13 protein-coding genes and 2 tRNA genes are annotated in these 17,171 nt (G+C 56.7%); 2 read left to right on the forward strand and 13 right to left on the reverse strand.

The window, feature by feature from the left end; translation table 11 throughout:
- The first annotated feature begins 41 nt into the window (after positions 1–41).
- Positions 42–1,448, forward strand: coding sequence for a tRNA 5-hydroxyuridine modification protein YegQ (gene yegQ / locus Q0753_RS07925; protein ID WP_298719233.1), 1,407 nt, complete (start codon positions 42–44; stop codon positions 1,446–1,448).
- 128 nt (positions 1,449–1,576) lie between these two features.
- On the opposite strand, the gene Q0753_RS07930 is transcribed toward yegQ, so the two are convergent.
- Genes Q0753_RS07930 through Q0753_RS07940 form a run of 3 tightly spaced genes read right to left on the reverse strand, consistent with a single transcriptional unit; the run spans position 1,577 to position 5,266 of the window.
- Positions 1,577–2,683: a mandelate racemase/muconate lactonizing enzyme family protein gene (locus Q0753_RS07930; protein ID WP_298719236.1), complete on the reverse strand. Its 1,107-nt coding sequence runs from the start codon at positions 2,681–2,683 to the stop codon at positions 1,577–1,579.
- A 13-nt stretch (positions 2,684–2,696) separates the two neighbouring features.
- Positions 2,697–4,094 (reverse strand): YfcC family protein, encoded by a 1,398-nt coding sequence (locus Q0753_RS07935; protein WP_298719237.1) that lies wholly within the window; start codon positions 4,092–4,094, stop codon positions 2,697–2,699.
- 14 nt (positions 4,095–4,108) lie between these two features.
- Positions 4,109–5,266, reverse strand: coding sequence for a M20 family metallopeptidase (locus tag Q0753_RS07940; RefSeq protein ID WP_298719238.1), 1,158 nt, complete (start codon positions 5,264–5,266; stop codon positions 4,109–4,111).
- 237 nt (positions 5,267–5,503) lie between these two features.
- Here Q0753_RS07940 and Q0753_RS07945 point away from each other — a divergent pair, with 237 nt between their 5' ends.
- On the forward strand, positions 5,504–6,454 hold the full coding sequence (locus Q0753_RS07945; RefSeq protein WP_298719239.1) for a LysR family transcriptional regulator: 951 nt from the start codon (positions 5,504–5,506) through the stop codon (positions 6,452–6,454).
- A gap of 175 nt (positions 6,455–6,629) precedes the next feature.
- On the opposite strand, the gene pnp is transcribed toward Q0753_RS07945, so the two are convergent.
- The 10 genes from pnp to secG form a co-directional block, all read right to left on the reverse strand.
- Positions 6,630–8,849 (reverse strand): polyribonucleotide nucleotidyltransferase, encoded by a 2,220-nt coding sequence (gene pnp / locus Q0753_RS07950; protein ID WP_298719338.1) that lies wholly within the window; start codon positions 8,847–8,849, stop codon positions 6,630–6,632.
- A 795-nt stretch (positions 8,850–9,644) separates the two neighbouring features.
- Positions 9,645–9,914 (reverse strand): 30S ribosomal protein S15, encoded by a 270-nt coding sequence (rpsO, locus tag Q0753_RS07955; protein ID WP_298719240.1) that lies wholly within the window; start codon positions 9,912–9,914, stop codon positions 9,645–9,647.
- Positions 9,915–10,074: 160 nt separating this feature from the next.
- The gene (gene truB / locus Q0753_RS07960; RefSeq protein ID WP_298719241.1) at positions 10,075–11,010 is read right to left on the reverse strand and encodes a tRNA pseudouridine(55) synthase TruB; all 936 of its coding nucleotides are present in this window, start codon (positions 11,008–11,010) and stop codon (positions 10,075–10,077) included.
- 2 nt (positions 11,011–11,012) lie between these two features.
- Entirely contained in the window at positions 11,013–11,441 is a 429-nt protein-coding gene (gene rbfA / locus Q0753_RS07965; protein ID WP_298719242.1) for a 30S ribosome-binding factor RbfA, read from the reverse strand.
- 83 nt (positions 11,442–11,524) lie between these two features.
- Positions 11,525–14,221, reverse strand: coding sequence for a translation initiation factor IF-2 (infB, locus tag Q0753_RS07970; protein ID WP_298719244.1), 2,697 nt, complete (start codon positions 14,219–14,221; stop codon positions 11,525–11,527).
- A 19-nt stretch (positions 14,222–14,240) separates the two neighbouring features.
- Complete coding sequence (gene nusA / locus Q0753_RS07975) at positions 14,241–15,743, reverse strand: transcription termination factor NusA (protein WP_298719246.1); 1,503 nt, start codon at positions 15,741–15,743, stop codon at positions 14,241–14,243.
- Between the two features lie 14 nt (positions 15,744–15,757).
- On the reverse strand, positions 15,758–16,216 hold the full coding sequence (gene rimP / locus Q0753_RS07980) for a ribosome maturation factor RimP (protein WP_298719247.1): 459 nt from the start codon (positions 16,214–16,216) through the stop codon (positions 15,758–15,760).
- Positions 16,217–16,406: 190 nt separating this feature from the next.
- A tRNA-Met gene (locus Q0753_RS07985) sits at positions 16,407–16,483 on the reverse strand.
- A 57-nt stretch (positions 16,484–16,540) separates the two neighbouring features.
- A tRNA-Leu gene (locus tag Q0753_RS07990) sits at positions 16,541–16,627 on the reverse strand.
- A gap of 9 nt (positions 16,628–16,636) precedes the next feature.
- Positions 16,637–16,972 carry a preprotein translocase subunit SecG gene (gene secG / locus Q0753_RS07995; RefSeq protein ID WP_298719249.1) on the reverse strand — a complete coding sequence of 112 codons (336 nt, stop codon included), beginning with the start codon at positions 16,970–16,972 and terminating at the stop codon, positions 16,637–16,639.
- Positions 16,973–17,171 lie beyond the last annotated feature (199 nt).

The following is a 17,171-nucleotide window of genomic DNA, read 5'->3' on the forward strand; positions in this document are numbered from 1 at the left end:
ATCTGGTGGTGGCCCGCTGACCTGACATCAGACGAGAACCCATGTTGACTACTAAACCGTTCATACCCGAATTACTTTCCCCCGCCGGCTCGCTCAAGAATATGCGCTATGCCTTCGCCTATGGTGCCGATGCGGTCTACGCCGGCCAGCCCCGCTATTCGTTGCGGGTACGCAACAACGAGTTCAATCACGAAAACCTCAAGACCGGCATCGATGAGGCCCATGCTCTGGGCAAGAAATTCTATGTGGTGGTCAACATTCAGCCCCACAACGCCAAGCTGAAAACCTTTCTGCGCGACATGAAACCGGTGGTCGAAATGGGCCCGGATGCACTCATCATGTCCGATCCCGGCCTGATCATGCTGGTGCGCGAGCACTTCCCCGACATGCCCATTCATCTGTCGGTACAGGCCAACGCCGTCAACTGGGCCTCGGTCAAGTTCTGGCAGGACTACGGCATCGAGCGGGTGATACTGTCGCGCGAGCTCTCGCTGGAAGAAATTGAAGAAATTCGCACCAACTGCCCCAGCGTCGAACTGGAAGTATTTGTACACGGCGCCCTGTGCATGGCCTATTCCGGCCGCTGTCTGCTGTCCGGCTACATCAACAAGCGCGATCCCAACCAGGGGACCTGCACCAACGCCTGTCGCTGGGAATACAAGGTGCATGAGGCCAGGGAAGACGACGCCGGCCAGATAGTTCACAGGCAAGAGCCGATCATGGTGCAGCCAGTAGAACAAGTGCAACAGGTCGAGCCCACCCTGGGTGCCGGCGCCCCGCACGATCAGCCGGTGCTGCTGGAAGAAAGCAACCGCCCCGGCGAGTACATGGCCGCCTATGAAGACGAGCACGGCACCTATATCATGAACTCCAAGGATCTGCGTGCGGTGCAGTATGTGGAGCGCCTCACCCAAATGGGCGTGCACTCGCTGAAGATAGAAGGCCGCACCAAGTCATTCTATTACGTGGCGCGCACCGCCCAGGTGTATCGCAAGGCCATCGACGATGCGGTGGCCGGCAAGCCCTTCGACGCCACCTTGATGAACACGCTGGAAAACCTGGCACATCGCGGTTACACCGAAGGCTTTCTCAAGCGTCACGCCCACAGCGACTACCAGAACTACGACACCGGCCACTCGGTATCGACCCGCCAGCAGTTTGTCGGCGATATCACCCGTCGTGATGGCGACTGGGTAGAAGTGGAGGTGAAGAACAAATTCAGCGTCGGTGATCAACTAGAGCTGATGACGCCCGCCGGTAATATCACCTTTACCCTTGAGCAGCTGAAAAACCGTAAAGGCGAGCAGGTCGAGGTTGCCCCCGGCAGCGGCCACGTGGTCTGGTTACCGCTGTCCGCATCGGTCAACGTCGACTTCGGCATACTGCTGCGCCACCTGGGCGCACGGCAAGACAGCCGTCAGCCTCATGCAACGCCGCTGACGGCCTGATTATCGCCAGGAAGAAGAAAAACCAAAAAGCCGGGAATTATCCCGGCTTTTTGGTTGCGATATCACCTCTGCGTCACTTATGTGTTTTGAGAAGCTAACTTATAACAACTGGATCTCTTTTCATGTACTCAATCGATTCTATCCTCAAAGGTACTGAGAGCCCTGATTCTGTCTTCGTCGATCCAGATGCCAAGACCGGGGGCGTCGGATAACTCAATATGGGTCTCGTTGCCGGGCATGTCGGCAACATCACGAGCAATCATGGCCGGCCCCACCATGTCGTTAGCCACTATGTTGCAATGGGCCATCGCCAGGTGCGCGCCCGCCAAAGTAGCAACCGATGACTCCACCATGGAACCGATCTGGCAGGGAATATCTGCGGCGAGACCGATCTCGGCCATGGCGCGGGCGGCGTGTAATCCCCCGGACTTCATCAGTTTGATATTGACCATGTCCGCCGCCTGGAGGCGAACCACCTCAAGCATGTCACGCACGCCGTGAATGGGCTCGTCAGCCATGATAACCGCTTCGGTGGCCTGGGTGATCCGGGCCAGTGCATCCAGATTTTCAATGGAGACCGGTTGCTCGAACCACTCCACCTGATAAGGCGCAGCCTGACGAATAATCTGCAGAGCCTGCTTGGCACTCCAGCCCTGATTGGCGTCCACTCGCAGGGCTACGCCCGGTGCCATCGCCTCCCGGACGCGGGCGATGCGTTCGACATCCAGCTCTGGGGCATCACCGAGTTTGATCTTGACTGATGCATAGCCGCGATCACAAGCTTCCCGCGCCTGGCGCGCCATCTCCTCCGGTGCCAGCATGCTGATCACACAGGGCAGTTCGAGGCGAGCATGATAACGTCCCCCCAGCAGGCTATAGAGGGGAACCTTGCAGTGTCTGGCCAGCAGATCGTGCAGGGCAATATCCAGAGCGGCCTTGGCAGAAGGGTTATGGCGGATACGCGCCTCGGCCATGCTGTGGAAAGCGCCAATACTGTCGATTGGGCGCCCGATCACGAGCGGCGCCAATTCTCTGGTGATGACCTGTCGAGCTGCCCGCCAGGTTTCCCCCGAGACATGCTGGTCGACAACCGCTTCCCCCCACCCCACTTCTCCCGAAGTCGATTCGATCCTGACCAGGATGCTTTCGATATCTTCATAGGTATCGTAGGCGATCTTAAATGGCTGTTTGAGTGGCAAGCGAATGCCATAGACGGTGATTTGTTTAATCTGCATAGGAAAACGTCCTTCAAGACCAGGAAATATAATAGGCAAGGGTAACCATGCTGGCAGCCAGCATCAGCTGTATGAGAAACAATGGCAGAATCCACTTGATCCATTTGCTCCAGGAAACACCGGCCACCGACAACCCTGCCATAAAGTAGCCGGAGGTGGGAGTGATGATATTGGTGATCCCGTCGCCCAGCTGGAAGGCAAGTACCGCAGTCTGGCGAGTGACACCCACCAGATCGGCAAGAGGCACCATAAGCGGCATGGTCAGGGCGGCCTGGCCACTGCCGGAGGGGACCAGGCAGTTAAGCAGCATCTGTACCAGAAACATGCCGACGGCCGTCAACACGGGTGGCATGCCGCCAATCAGTTGTTCGAGATGGTAGAGAATGGTATCGAGGATGCTGCCGTTCTTGAGCACGATCAGGATACCGAAAGCGAAACCGACCACCAGAGCCCCCATGGCGATGTCCTTTAGTCCATTGACAAACTGCTCGGCGATCTCATTGGGGCTCATGCGGGCAAAGGCCCCGACCAGCATGCACATCAGCAGGAACACCCCGGACATTTCGCCGATATACCAGCCATGACGGATGACGCCATAGGCGATTAGCAGGATAGAACCGGCGAAGGCCGACAGGATCAAGCGATCGGAATGACTCAGGGGACTTTCGTCGAGCACATCCTGACTTGCTGCCGCTCCAGGCACGGGTGGCGATTTCACCCTGGCGGCATAGTAGGTCACGAAAGCGATGCTCACGCCGACAAATACCAGCCAGTAAACGACCCGCAGGCCCATGCCCGAAAACATCGGCAGCTGGGCAATATCCTGGGCCACGCCGACGGTAAAGGGATTCATGAACGCCGCGGAGAACCCGGCTCCGGCACCCACCAGCGGAACGGCAGCGGCAACCATGGAGTTATAACCCAGCATCCTCATCATCGGCGCCAGTATGATGATGAAGGCGATGGTTTCCTCGGCGAGACCAAAGGTGGCGCCGCCGATGGCAAACAGCAGCATCAACAACGGGATCAGGATGATGTCATGACCCGACAGGCTGCGGCTGATACTGGCCACCAGCTTCTGCAGCACTCCCGTCGCCTTGAGCACCCCGAAGGCGCCCCCGGAGATAAAGATAAAGAAGATGATGCTGCTGCCTTCCTTCATGCCCTCGAATACCGCGATGAACGGCGTGAGCAAGGTCGCTGGCTGGCCATCAATGGCGGCATAGCTGCCAGGTATCACCACCGTTTTGCCCTGTTCGGAGAGCACCCGCTCATAGCTGCCTGCATCGATCAGATAGGTCATCGCGGCCGCGACACAGATGAAAGTGAACAAGACCACGAAGATATGTGGAAAACCGAGCTGCCGGCGTGGTGCTGCCTCGAACTCGGCAGCTCTTTCTAGATGACTCATATTACCCCCTGGATTCACTGATTGCTGTCGAGAAAACGTCGAGCGGCATGGGAAAGAAAACAGCTGCCTTTGTCCAGAATGTCGTCGTTGAAGTCATAATCGGGCTGATGCAACCGCGGGGCCGAGCCACCGCACCCGTTGCCAATCCACGCATAAACGCCAGGTACCTTTTCCAGGAAAGCGCCCATGTCGTCGGCGCCCATGCTGATCGGATGGTCCACCAGCTGGGATGCTCCCCACAACTCCTCGACCACGCTGCGCGCGAGGGCAGAACAGGCCGGGTCATTGGCCACCGGCGGGGTCGATAGCCGGTAGTCAATGGTCGGGGGGCACCCGGTCGCCAGACCAATGCCTTTCACGATCTCGTGGATACGTTGTTCGATATGCCGTCTGGCATCGGGCTTGAAACTGCGGGCAGTGCCCTTTAGCCTGGCCATGGCCGGAATAATATTGCTGGCATGACCGCTCTGAAGACTGCCGACACTGACGACAGCGATATCCTCGGGATTGATATTGCGACTGATTACCTGCTGCAGGGCGGTTACGAATAACCCGGCAGCAAAAACGGGGTCAGTGGTCAGGTGGGGCATGGCGCCGTGGCCGCCTTCGGAGTTGAACTGCACTTCGAAGTCATCACTCGAAGCCATGTGGGGCCGATCGTGTATCACGAAGCGCCCGGTCTCGACCCCGGGCCAGTTGTGCATGCCAAACATCGCTTCGATGGGAAAGCGCTCCAGCAAGCCATCGTCAAGCATGGCGGGCGCCCCGGTGCCTAGCTCTTCGGCCGGTTGAAAGACAAGCACCACACGACCGGAGGCTGGACGGTTTTGAACCAGGTCGAGGGCGGCACCGAGCAGCATCGCCGTGTGACCATCATGCCCGCAGGCATGCATAACCCCCTGATGGCGGGAACAATATTCGGTGGTGTTGTCTTCTGCCAGCGGCAGGGCATCCATGTCGGCCCTCAAGCCGACACTGCGACCGGCAGACAAACCGTTGATGATGCCTACCACGCCGTGGCCGCCGATGCCCTGATGCACCTCGTCGACACCGATTTCACGCAGCATGCCGACCACCCGTTCGGCTGTCTGTTGCTCGTGACAGGAGAGCTCGGGAAAACGATGCAGCTCACGCCGAAAGGCAATCATGCGTTCTATATCACGCTCTTTCATTAAATAGATCCCTCTATTGGCCATAGCCTGGAAACGGCCTGGTCTTCCATAACTGACTATCATCCTCTTGGCAAGCAACACGTCGCCAGGGGAAAAGTCCATTAAACAGCCGTTTGTGCTGTTGCACTACGCAGCGTTTTTCATCATATTCAATGAATTAAAGGCCGAAAAATACTTGTTCTCGATGGTGTCATGCCTTTTTGATATGCCACAGGCTGTTTGGGGCGAAATAACAATATGGATATAAGAAAACTGAAGTACTTTCTGTCGGTCGTCGATGAAGGTTCAATCACTGCGGCAGCAAGAAAAATTCACATTGCCCAGCCGGCATTGACACGACAAATCCGTCTGCTTGAAGAAGGGATCGGTACCCGGCTGCTCGATAGAAATCACAAGGGGGTGGTATTAACCCGGGCAGGAGAATTCCTGTATGACAATGCCCTGCGCCTGGTGGCCGACGTTGATAATGTTGCCAAGAAAACAAAAGCCATCGCAGAAGGGTATGCCGACAGCCTGTCCATCGGCATCACCACCATTCACCCTTACATTCCCAGTATTTCGGGAGTGATCAGTCGGTTTCGTACGCAGTATCCGGATATCCGGCTTGCACTCGAGTCCATGTTATCCGGCCCTCAGACCACGGCCATCATCCAGGGCAGCATCGATGCCGGCCTGCTGTTCATCGAATCGGACGATGAACCACTGCTGGATACCCTGCCCATCGGTACATTCCGCATGGCGGTGATCACACGTCGTCACCCCGGTTTGCCGGAGAAGGCACCCACATCGCTGCGCGACTTTGATGGGGCCCCTTTCATACGCTTCAAGCGTGATTCGACCCCGGGCAGCTACGATCGTATCGATCGGCATTTTCGAGATGCGGGCATCACGCCAAATATCGTGCAGGAATGTCACGATGACATCACCATTCGCGGCCTGGTGGCCACGGGTATGGGCTACGCCATCATGCCGAGCATTCTGGCCGCGGGTGATGATAATCTCATTGCCTACGAACTGGATGATCTCCCTATTTATTGCCCGCTGATGCTGGCCTGGCGTAAAGGCTGTAAATCGCCCGAGGTAGACTTGTTATGCCGTGTTGCCATGGATGCAGATCAGTTGGCGAGTGAAGCAGAAGAACAAGTATCTATCGTTGAGCATTCATCAACGAGTTTCGTTGTTCAGTAAAAGCCTACTGGTATTGAGGCTACTGCTGCGCCACCTTAACGCGCAGCAAGACACCCGTCAGCCTCATGCAACGCCGCTGACGGCCTGATTATCGCCAGGAAGAACAAAAACCAAAAAGCCGGGAGTTATCCCGGCTTTTTATCTTTCTACATTAGCCTGTCAGGCCATGACGACGTTACTCGGCCTTGTCGGCCGGTGCTGCGTCGGTCTTGGTGGCTTCGGCAGGTGCCGCTTCCACCTTGGCTGCTTCAACCTTGGTTTCTTCAACCTTGGCTGCTTCGGCAGCGGGCGCTTCGGCGGCGACCGGCTCTTTCGCTTCCTTGATGGACAGACGAATGCGGCCCTGGCGATCCACTTCCAGTACCTTGACCTTGACGGTGTCGCCCACGGTCAGGTGATCGGACACGTTCTTGACCCGCTCTTCGGTGATCTGGGAGATATGAACCAGACCATCTTTACCGGGCAGAATGTTAACGAAAGCACCGAAGTCGGCCAGACGCACGACCTGACCGTCGTAGATGGTGCCGCTTTCCACTTCTGCAGTCAGCTGCTCGATACGACGAATGGCCAGCTTGGCGGCTTCACCGTCCACGGCGGCAATCTTGACGGTACCGTCGTCATCCAGCTCGATGGTGGTGCCGGTTTCTTCGGTCAGGGCACGAATGGTGGCGCCGCCTTTACCGATCACATCACGAATCTTCTCGGGGTTGATCTTGATGATGTGGATGCGCGGGGCGAAATCGGAGATCTCGGCACGCGGTGCCTGCATCGCCTCATCCATCACCTTCAGGATGTGCAGACGAGCATTGCGTGCCTGCTTCAGCGCCACTTCCATGATTTCTTTGGTGATGCCTTCAATCTTGATGTCCATCTGCAGCGCGGTAATGCCCTGAGTGGTACCGGCCACTTTAAAGTCCATGTCGCCCAGGTGATCTTCGTCACCCAGAATGTCGGACAGTACTACAAAGCCGGCGTCTTCTTTCACCAGACCCATGGCGATACCGGCCACGGACGCCTTGATCGGCACACCCGCATCCATCAGCGCCAGTGAAGTACCACACACGGAAGCCATGGAAGAAGAACCATTGGACTCGGTGATTTCAGATACCACACGTACGGTGTACGGGAATACGTCGGCACTCGGCATTACGGCGGCAACGCCACGCTTGGCCAGACGACCGTGACCGATTTCCCGACGCTTGGGGCTGCCGACCATACCGGTTTCGCCCACACAGTAGGGGGGGAAGTTGTAGTGCAGCATGAAGCGGTTGGTACGGGCGCCAGTCAGCTCGTCAATCAGCTGAGCGTCACGCTCCGTGCCCAGGGTGGCGGCAACCAGAGCCTGAGTTTCACCACGGGTAAACAGGGCGGAGCCGTGAGTACGGGGCAGCAGACCGGTGGCCACGTTCAGGGCACGAATCATGTCCGGTTCACGACCATCGATACGGGGCTCACCACGTACCACGCGACCGCGTACAATCTGCTTCTCCAGCTTGCCCAGCTGTTCCTGCACTTCCTTGATACCCTGCTCGGGATGAGCGGCCAGCACGGCCGACAATGCCTTGGCCTTGATGGCGCCAATGGCGTCGCGACGAGCGCTCTTGTCGGTGATGCGATAGGCTTCGCCCATCTCGGTGGTCGCCAGCTCGGCAATCTGGGCTTTCAGGCCTTCGTTCTCGGCCTTCGGCTGCCAGTCCCAGGGCTGGGTGCCCACTTCGGCGGCAAACTCGTTGATCGCCTGCACGGCGGTGTTCAGCTGCTCGTGACCGTAAACCACGGCGCCCAGCATCACTTCTTCGGGCAGAATGTTGGCTTCGGACTCCACCATCAATACCGCGTTGGCGGTACCGGCAACGACCAGATCCAGCTCGCTGTTTTCCAGCTCGCTGATGCTCGGGTTCAGCACGTACTCACCATTCATGTAACCGACGCGAGCGGCGCCGATAGGACCGGCAAACGGAATACCGGAAATGGCCAGGGCCGCAGAGGTACCCAGCATGGCGATGATGTCGGGCGCGATATCGGGGTTCACCGAGACCACGGTGGCGATCACCTGTACTTCGTTCTTGAATCCTTCGGGAAACAACGGACGGATCGGACGGTCAATCAGTCGCGAGGTCAGTGTTTCACCTTCCGTTGGGCGGCCTTCACGCTTGAAGAAGCTGCCCGGAATGCGGCCGGCAGCGTAGGTACGCTCCTGGTAGTTAACGGTCAGCGGAAAAAAGTCTTTGCTTTCATCGGCTTCGCGCTTGCCAACGACAGTCACCAGAACGGCGGTATCATCAATGCTGGCCATGACGGCACCACTCGCCTGACGCGCCATGACGCCGGTTTCGAGGGTGACGGTATGCTGGCCGTACTGGAAGGTTTTCACGATAGGATTCACGTTGTAGATTCCTTAATATGTTTGGTCTTTTAATTTACCGGCACAGTATACTTGATTCCCGTTTAAAGGACAGAAACGCACGGGAAAAACAGGTGCGCACGTGAGGAGTAAAGTGTTAGGGGTGAGGCGTAAAACAACGAACTCACAGGCCCGATGTTTTTCTTCTCACGCTTCATACCAAAGGGATTAAATAATTGATCTATTTGGTTACCCTGCAAAGGTCGGACAAAGGGCCCGCTCCGCCGACACGCCGTGAATCCTTCCCTGGAGGCTCCGCCGCGCCATCCTTGGCGCGGAGGGTCGGCGGAGCAGATCCCTTTATCCTCCCTGATGCCAAGGAGTTGCCTGTTGGCGTCGCCTACAGACAACTCGGTGCTCGAGAAGAGGCAACAGAGATCGACTGCCACGACCGTGAAATGCCATGGCCAGCAAAGGCTCCTGCAATGCAGACACTCCCACCATCCCTGGCGGTCGGACGGCATTTCCCGAGCCCTCAGGGGCGAGCTTGTCTCGCTGTGACGAACAGTTGCAGCCTGACCGAACATCCAGTGAATGTTCGCAGCAGGCTGAAACGGTGAGTGTCATTTATCAGTGGCGTGTCGTGGGAGGTGGCTCTGTTTTCTCGAGTATCCAGTTTCAAATAGATCACATTTTTACTTAGATTGGTATTAGCAAGTAAGGCGCAAAACAACGGACCCACAGGCACGGTGTTTTTCTCCTGACGCTTCACCCCTTACCCCTCACACTAAAAATCAGGCAACAAAAAAGGGGCCGAAGCCCCTTTTTCTTGAACCGGATGCTCGATTAACGACGCAGACCCAGTTTGGCGATCAGTGCACTGTAACGCGCAACGTCTTTACGCTTCAGGTAGTCCAGCAGGCTACGACGCTGGGATACCATGCGCAGCAGACCACGACGGCTGTGGTGATCGTGGATGTGCTGCTTGAAGTGACCTTGCAGGTGGTTGATCTGGGCGCTCAGCAGGGCAACCTGAACTTCAGGTGAACCGGTGTCGCCTTCGCCGCGAGCAAAATCAGCAACGATCTGGGCTTTGGTTTCAGCATTTAGTGACATCTTATTACTCCAAAGAGATGAATGTTTTTTCCAGCCGATCACTAATTCAGCCGGAAAGCGAGCTGCGCATTCTACCAGTTAAGCCGATGTTGGCAACCAGAAAATGCCGGCAACAGCAACGAGCCCGGCAAGACCCGTTGCTGTTGACAAGGTCGTGGTTTCAGCGCACCAGGCGCTTGGGGGCAACTTTACCGTCTTCGTCGATTTCACCGACGCCGATAAAGCGATGTTCGTCACCCATGGTCATGCGTACAAAACCTTCAAGCGGCGCGCCGGAAACCTGCACCGCCTGCCCCTGATTGATATAACCGGCCACCAGCTCGGACATGTTCACTTCCGGCAGGGTGGAGACGGCGGTATCCATCGGCAACAGCAGCGGATCCAGCTCCAGGCGAGGCGCTATCTCCTGGGTGCGGCAGTTTTCGAGAATGCATTCCAGCTGCTCCAGCGTCAGCATGCGGTCGCTCGGGTACCCGGCCACGGCAAGACGACGCAGCACGGTCACGTGGGCGCCACAGCCCAGCACTTCACCCAGATCATCGACGATGGTACGGATATAGGTGCCCTTGCTGCAGTGTACTTCCAGCTCCACTTCATCGCCTTCAAAGCGGATCAGGGTCAGCTCATAGACGGTGATGGGCCGGGACTCCCGCGGCACTTCGATGCCTTCACGGGCATACTGGTACAGGGGTTTGCCCTGATATTTGAGCGCGGAATACATGGACGGAATCTGCTGGCTCTCGCCACGAAAACGATCCAGCGCCTCGATCAGATCGCCCATGGCGACGTTGACCGGACGGGTCTCGACCACTTCGCCGTCGGCATCGCTGGTGTCGGTGCGCTCGCCCAGCTTGGCAACCACCCGGTAACGCTTGTCCGCTTCCAGCAGAAACTGGGAAAACTTGGTGGCTTCGCCCAGGCAAATCGGCAGCATGCCGGTTGCCAGCGGGTCGAGGGCACCGGTGTGCCCCGCCTTGGCGGCGGCATAAATACGCTTGACCTGTTGCAGGGCATCGTTGGAGGTAATGCCGGCTGGCTTGTCCAACAACAGAATGCCGTCTACCTCACGGCCACGAAATCGACGCTGACGCCCCATCTTCAGTCCTTCTTCTCTTGATCTTGCTCTTGATCCTGGTCCTGATCTGCCTGACTACCGCCCTGCATACGACGATTGTCTTCGGCAATGGTGCTGGAAACCAGGGTAGAAATACGCATCCCCTCGACCAGGCTCTGGTCGTAGGCAAAACGTAATTCGGGCGTGACTCGCAGACGCATGGCTTTGCCCACCAGGCTGCGAATAAAGCCGCTGGCATCTTTAAGCACCTTCATGCCCTGCTCGATTTTTTCCGGATCATTTTCCAGAAAGGTAACAAACACCTTGGCGTAGTTCAGATCCCGAGACAACTCGACACCGGATACCGTCACCAGCTTGAGACGATCATCTTTGATTTCCCGCTGCAGGATCATCGCAATTTCTTTCTGCAATTCCTGACCTACCCGGCGGGCACGGCTGAATTCTCTGGCCATAATTCTCTTTCCAAGACAAAGGGGGCCAAAGGCCCCCATTTATTTATCAGTACTGAAACCGGGGTTCCTGGTACAGGTCGCCCTTACAGGGTGCGCTGTACTTCCACGATTTGGAAGACTTCAATCTGGTCGCCCACACGTACATCATTGTAGTTCTTCACGGCGATACCACATTCCATGCCGTTACGCACTTCCTGTACATCGTCCTTGAAGCGACGCAGAGATTCCAGCTCGCCTTCGTAAATGACCACGTTGTCGCGCAATACCCGAATCGGGTTGCTGCGCTTGACGTTGCCTTCGGTGACCATACAACCGGCCACGGCACCAAACTTGGGTGAACGGAACACGTCACGTACCTGAGCCAGACCGATGATTTCCTGCTTGAACTCCGGTGCCAGCATGCCGGTCATGGCCTGCTTCACTTCATCCAGCAGTTCATAGATCACGCTGTAGTAGCGCAGATCGATCTCTTCCGCTTCAATCATCTTGCGGGCAGAGGCATCGGCACGCACGTTGAAGCCCACTATGATGGCGTTGGACGCTGCCGCCAGGCTGGCGTCGGTTTCGGTGATTCCACCCACACCGGTACCAATGATCTTGACCTTGACTTCGTCGGTGGACAGCTTCTGCAGCGATTCGGAAATCGCTTCGATGGAGCCCTGAACATCGGCCTTCAGTACCAGGTTGACTTCGGCTACTTCGCCTTCGGTCATGTTGGCGAACATGTTCTCCAACTTGGCTTTCTGCTGACGTGCCAGTTTCACTTCGCGGAACTTGCCCTGACGGTAGAGCGCCACTTCACGGGCTTTCTTCTCGTCACGCACCACGGTAGCTTCATCACCGGCTGCCGGTACACCGGACAGACCCAGGATTTCAACCGGAATGGACGGACCCGCGGTCTTGATGTCGCGACCCAGCTCGTCTCTCATGGCGCGAACACGGCCATATTCCAGACCACAGAGTACGATATCGCCCTGGTTCAGCGTACCTTCCTGTACCAGCACGGTGGCAACCGGACCACGACCCTTGTCGAGACGGGATTCGATAACCACACCGGATGCCATGCCGTCGTATACGGCTTTCAGCTCCAGTACTTCCGCCTGCAGCAGAATGGCTTCGAGCAGTTCATCGATACCCTGACCGGTTTTGGCCGAGATAAAGACGAACATGTTTTCGCCGCCCCAGTCTTCCGACATGACGCCGTGCTGAGACAACTCGCTCTTGACCCGATCGATATCCGCTTCCGGCTTATCCATCTTGTTCACCGCCACAATCAGCGGTACGCCCGCCGCCTTGGCGTGCTGAATCGCTTCAACGGTCTGCGGCATCACGCCATCATCCGCTGCCACCACCAGAATAACGATATCGGTGGCGCTGGCACCACGAGCACGCATGGAGGTAAAGGCGGCGTGACCCGGAGTATCCAGGAAGGTAATCATGCCGTTGTCGGTTTCGACGTGATAGGCACCGATATGCTGGGTAATACCACCGGCTTCGCCGGCCGCCACCTTGGCCCGACGGATGTAATCCAGGGTCGAGGTCTTACCATGGTCGACGTGACCCATGATGGTCACCACCGGCGCACGAGTCTGACGTTCGGCATCGGTATCCCGATCCGACAGTACCTTATGCTCCAGCTCGTTTTCACGACGCAGAACCACCTTGTGGCCCATCTCTTCCGCCACCAGCTGGGCGGTTTCCTGATCGATCACCTGGTTGATGGTCACCATGGCACCCATCTTCATCATGGTCTTGATGACGGCGGCACCCTTGACGGCCATCTTGTTGGCCAGTTCGGCCACGCTGATGGTCTCACCGATTTCGACATCGCGGTTAACCGCCTGCACCGGCTTCTGGAAGCCGTGTTTCATCGAGTTGGGCGTCATCACCTTGGCGCGCTTGCCTTTACGCAGACGCTCGTTGCGGCTTTCGCGATTTTCGCGATCTTCCTTGTTTTTGCCACCCTTGCGCTTCTTGCCGCCGGTACTACGGCGCGCTTTCTGCTCTTCGGTCTTATCGGCTTCGTCTTCGGCGGCCTTGGCATGCTCGTTGGTCATGACATGGTAATCCGCGTCTTCCGGCTTCTTCGCCGCGGCTTCTTCTGCCCAGCGTTTTTCATTTTCTTCAGCCAGCTTGCGTACTTCTTCGGCCTTTTTCTGGGCGTCCAGCTCGGCCTTGCGCAAGGCTTCCTGCTCACGCTGTTGCTTCAATTTTTCTGCTTCGCTCTTCGCCATATCGTCCGCCTTCTTCTGCTCTTTGCCTTGGGGCTTGGTTGCCCCCCGCTCTGTGGTGTTTTGAGCTTGCAGCTGAGCCTGGCGGGCTTTTTCTTCCGCATCACGCTTGGCTTGTTCTTCTGCCTCACGCTTGGCCTTCTCTTCGGCTTCGCGTTTGGCTTGCTCTTCGGCCTCACGCCGGGCCTGTGCTTCTGCTTCCAGACGCGCCTGCTCTTCTGCTTCCTGTTGACGCTGCTGCTCTTCCAGCGAGTCACGTCTTACATAGGTGCGCTTCTTGCGCACCTCAACCTGTACGGCTTTACTCTTGCCGCCGACCACCGGCACGCTCAGGGTGCTGATGGTCTTGCGCTGCAGCGTCATCCGCTTGGGCTCTTTATCGTCAGCGCCATGCTGTTTCTTTAAAAACGTCAGCAAGGCGGCCTTTTCGGTTTCCGATACGGTGTCGGCGGTGGATTTCTCCATGCCGGCTTCGCGAAACTGCTGTACAAGGCGGTCAACCGATGTGTCGATGTCGCTGGCGAGCTGCGTTAATGTAACTTCTGCCATTCATTTACCTCCGCTGATCTTATTCTTCGTTCTGGTCTCCGAACCAGCAGATATTTCGGGCCGCCATGATCAGCTCCCCTGCCAGGGTTTCATTCAGACCTTCAATTCCTTCAAGGTCGTCAATGCCCTGCTCTGCCAATTCTTCCAGATCCGCAACACCTCGGGCGGCAAGCGAATACGCCAGCTCCCGGGTCATGGAGGGCAGTGCGAGCAGGTCTTCTGCCGGCTCCACCCCTTCGAATGATTCTTCCTGCGCCAGGGCCCGAGTGGTCAGGGCATCCTTGGCTCTAGTACGCAGCACCTCCACCGTCTCTTCATCCAGGCCTTCGACGCTCAACAGCTCGCTGACCGGCACATAGGCAATTTCTTCCAGAGAAGAAAAGCCTTCTTCCATCAGCAAGGCGGCGAAATCTTCGTCGATGTCCAGGTCCTGAACAAACAGATTCATGATCTTGTCGCTTTCTACCTGATGCTTGCTCTGCAGATCTTCCACCGTCATCACGTTCAGTTCCCAGCCGGTCAGCTGAGCTGCCAGCCGAACGTTCTGACCGTTACGGCCGATGGCCTGAGCCAGATTGCCGGACTCCACCGCGATGTCCATGGAATGAGCATCTTCATCGACGATGATAGAGGCGACATCTGCCGGTGCCATGGCGTTGATCACAAACTGGGCGGGGTTGTCGTCCCACAGAACTATATCGACCCGCTCACCGCTGAGCTCGCCGGATACGGCTTGTACCCGGGCGCCACGCATGCCGACACAGGCCCCGATGGGGTCGATGCGGCGATCGTTGGTCTTGACTGCAATCTTGGCACGACTCCCCGGATCCCGGGCGGCGGCCATGATTTCGATAATTTCTTCGCCGATTTCCGGCACTTCGATGCGGAACAGCTCTTTCAGAAAGTCCGGGTGGCTGCGGCTGACAAACAGCTGGGCGCCACGGGCTTCAGGACGAACCGCATACAACAGACCGCGAATACGGTCGCCGGAACGGAATGATTCCCGCGGCAGCAAGTCTTCGCGGAAAATCACCGCTTCGGCGTTACTGCCCAGATCCAGAATCACGTTATCCCGGGTCGCCTTCTTGACCACACCGGTAATGATTTCGCCTTCCTGATCCTGGAACTGTTCCACCACCTGCATGCGCTCGGCTTCGCGTACCTTCTGTACGATAACCTGTTTGGCGGTCTGGGTGGTGATGCGATCGAAGGTGACCGAGTCGATCTCGTCTTCCACATAATCGCCAATCTGGATCTCCGGCTCGTCAATCTGTGCCGCTTCCAGGGTGATTTCACCGTAGGGGTTGGTCAGGGCTTCCTGATCTTCCACCACCTGCCAGCGACGATAGGTAACAAAATTACCGCTCTTGCGATCGATTTCGACCCGAACTGCGATTTCGCCTTCATATTTTTTCTTGGTGGCCGTAGCCAGGGCGGTTTCCAGTGCCTCGAAAATCTTTTCGCGAGGCACGGCCTTTTCGTTAGAAACGGCGTCAACAACCAGCAATATTTCTTTATTCATGTCCGACTGCCTCGTTAGTCAAAGTTCGGAACCAGATGCGCTTTTTGGATATTGGCGAAGGCGATGGGAAATTCGGTTCCGTTCACCTCCACCCTGATCATGGTGTCGTCTACCGACACCAGAAGCCCGGTCAGTTTACGATGATTGTTCACCGCCATGCGCAGGGATAACTCTACCTGCTGGCCGATAAGGGCCTGATAATGGGCCGGCTTGAACAGGGGGCGAGCCATACCCGGAGAAGACACCTCCAGATCATATTCGGTAGAAATGGGATCTTCCACATCGAGCACGGCACTGACCTGCCGACTGACTTCGGCGCAATCAGTCACTTCAATACCGTTTTCATGGTCGATGTACAAACGTAAGGTCGAATGCCGGCCGGCGCGTACAAACTCGAGCCCCAGCAATTCAAAGCCCAGAGCCTCTACGGGCTCTGACAGCATATCGGTCAATCGTTGTTCCAATGTAGCCAAAGCTACCCCTCCGAAAACAAAAAAAGGGCTCGCAGCCCAGTGAATGTGCACCGGTAACACCGGCGCTGAAGTGCAGATAACAAAAAGCCCCGATCTTCAAATCGGGGCTATTCACCTGTACCCTGACTGTCGCCTCGCAGCGACCGTTCACCGTACCGACTATTGAATAGTGTGCGATAAACGTGAGGATTGGTTGCGGGGGCCGGATTTGAACCGACGACCTTCGGGTTATGAGCCCGACGAGCTACCAGACTGCTCCACCCCGCGTCCGAACCGTGCGAGAGTATAGTTAATTCGAGACTGAATCTCAACTTAACTATAACTTGGTGCCGAGAGCGGGACTTGAACCCGCACGCCCATACAGGCACTACCCCCTCAAGATAGCGTGTCTACCAATTCCACCACCTCGGCAAAAACCTTTTATTCGGGAACGTCGCTGCTGTTAACGGCAGGAACATCGCCCGGGATAACGCTTTCTTCTACCTGTGGTACAGAAAGGTCTTCCCATTCACTTCCTTGCTGAGTGTTGTTGCTGGACAGATTGCCCAGTACCAGACTCACTACAAAGAAGCCTGCTGCCAGCAGCGTAGTCGCTTTGGTCAGGAAATTACCCGACCCGCCGGAGCCAAAAACCGTGTTCGACGCACCTGCTCCGAAAGAAGCACCCATATCGGCGCCCTTACCTTGCTGAATCAACACCAGACCAATCAATGCCAGTGCGATAAGCAGATACACCACTAAAAGAATTTCGTACATCAGCTTTACCTTTGCTTGACGTCTGAGCCCCGCATCAGACTGCTGTCCGGAGCGGGGCTAATACTAGCCAGACCCTTGCCGGGATACAAGCGCAATTTTAAAAAATAGATTCAAGTGAATAAAAAGAAGACAAAACGATGCTTGAACAACCGTTTTTAGCCGTGAGGTGTAAGGTGAGAAGCGTGAGGGGAACGTCACG

This window comes from uncultured Oceanisphaera sp. (assembly GCF_947495715.1).
Classification (GTDB): Bacteria; Pseudomonadota; Gammaproteobacteria; order Enterobacterales; family Aeromonadaceae; genus Oceanimonas; species Oceanimonas sediminis.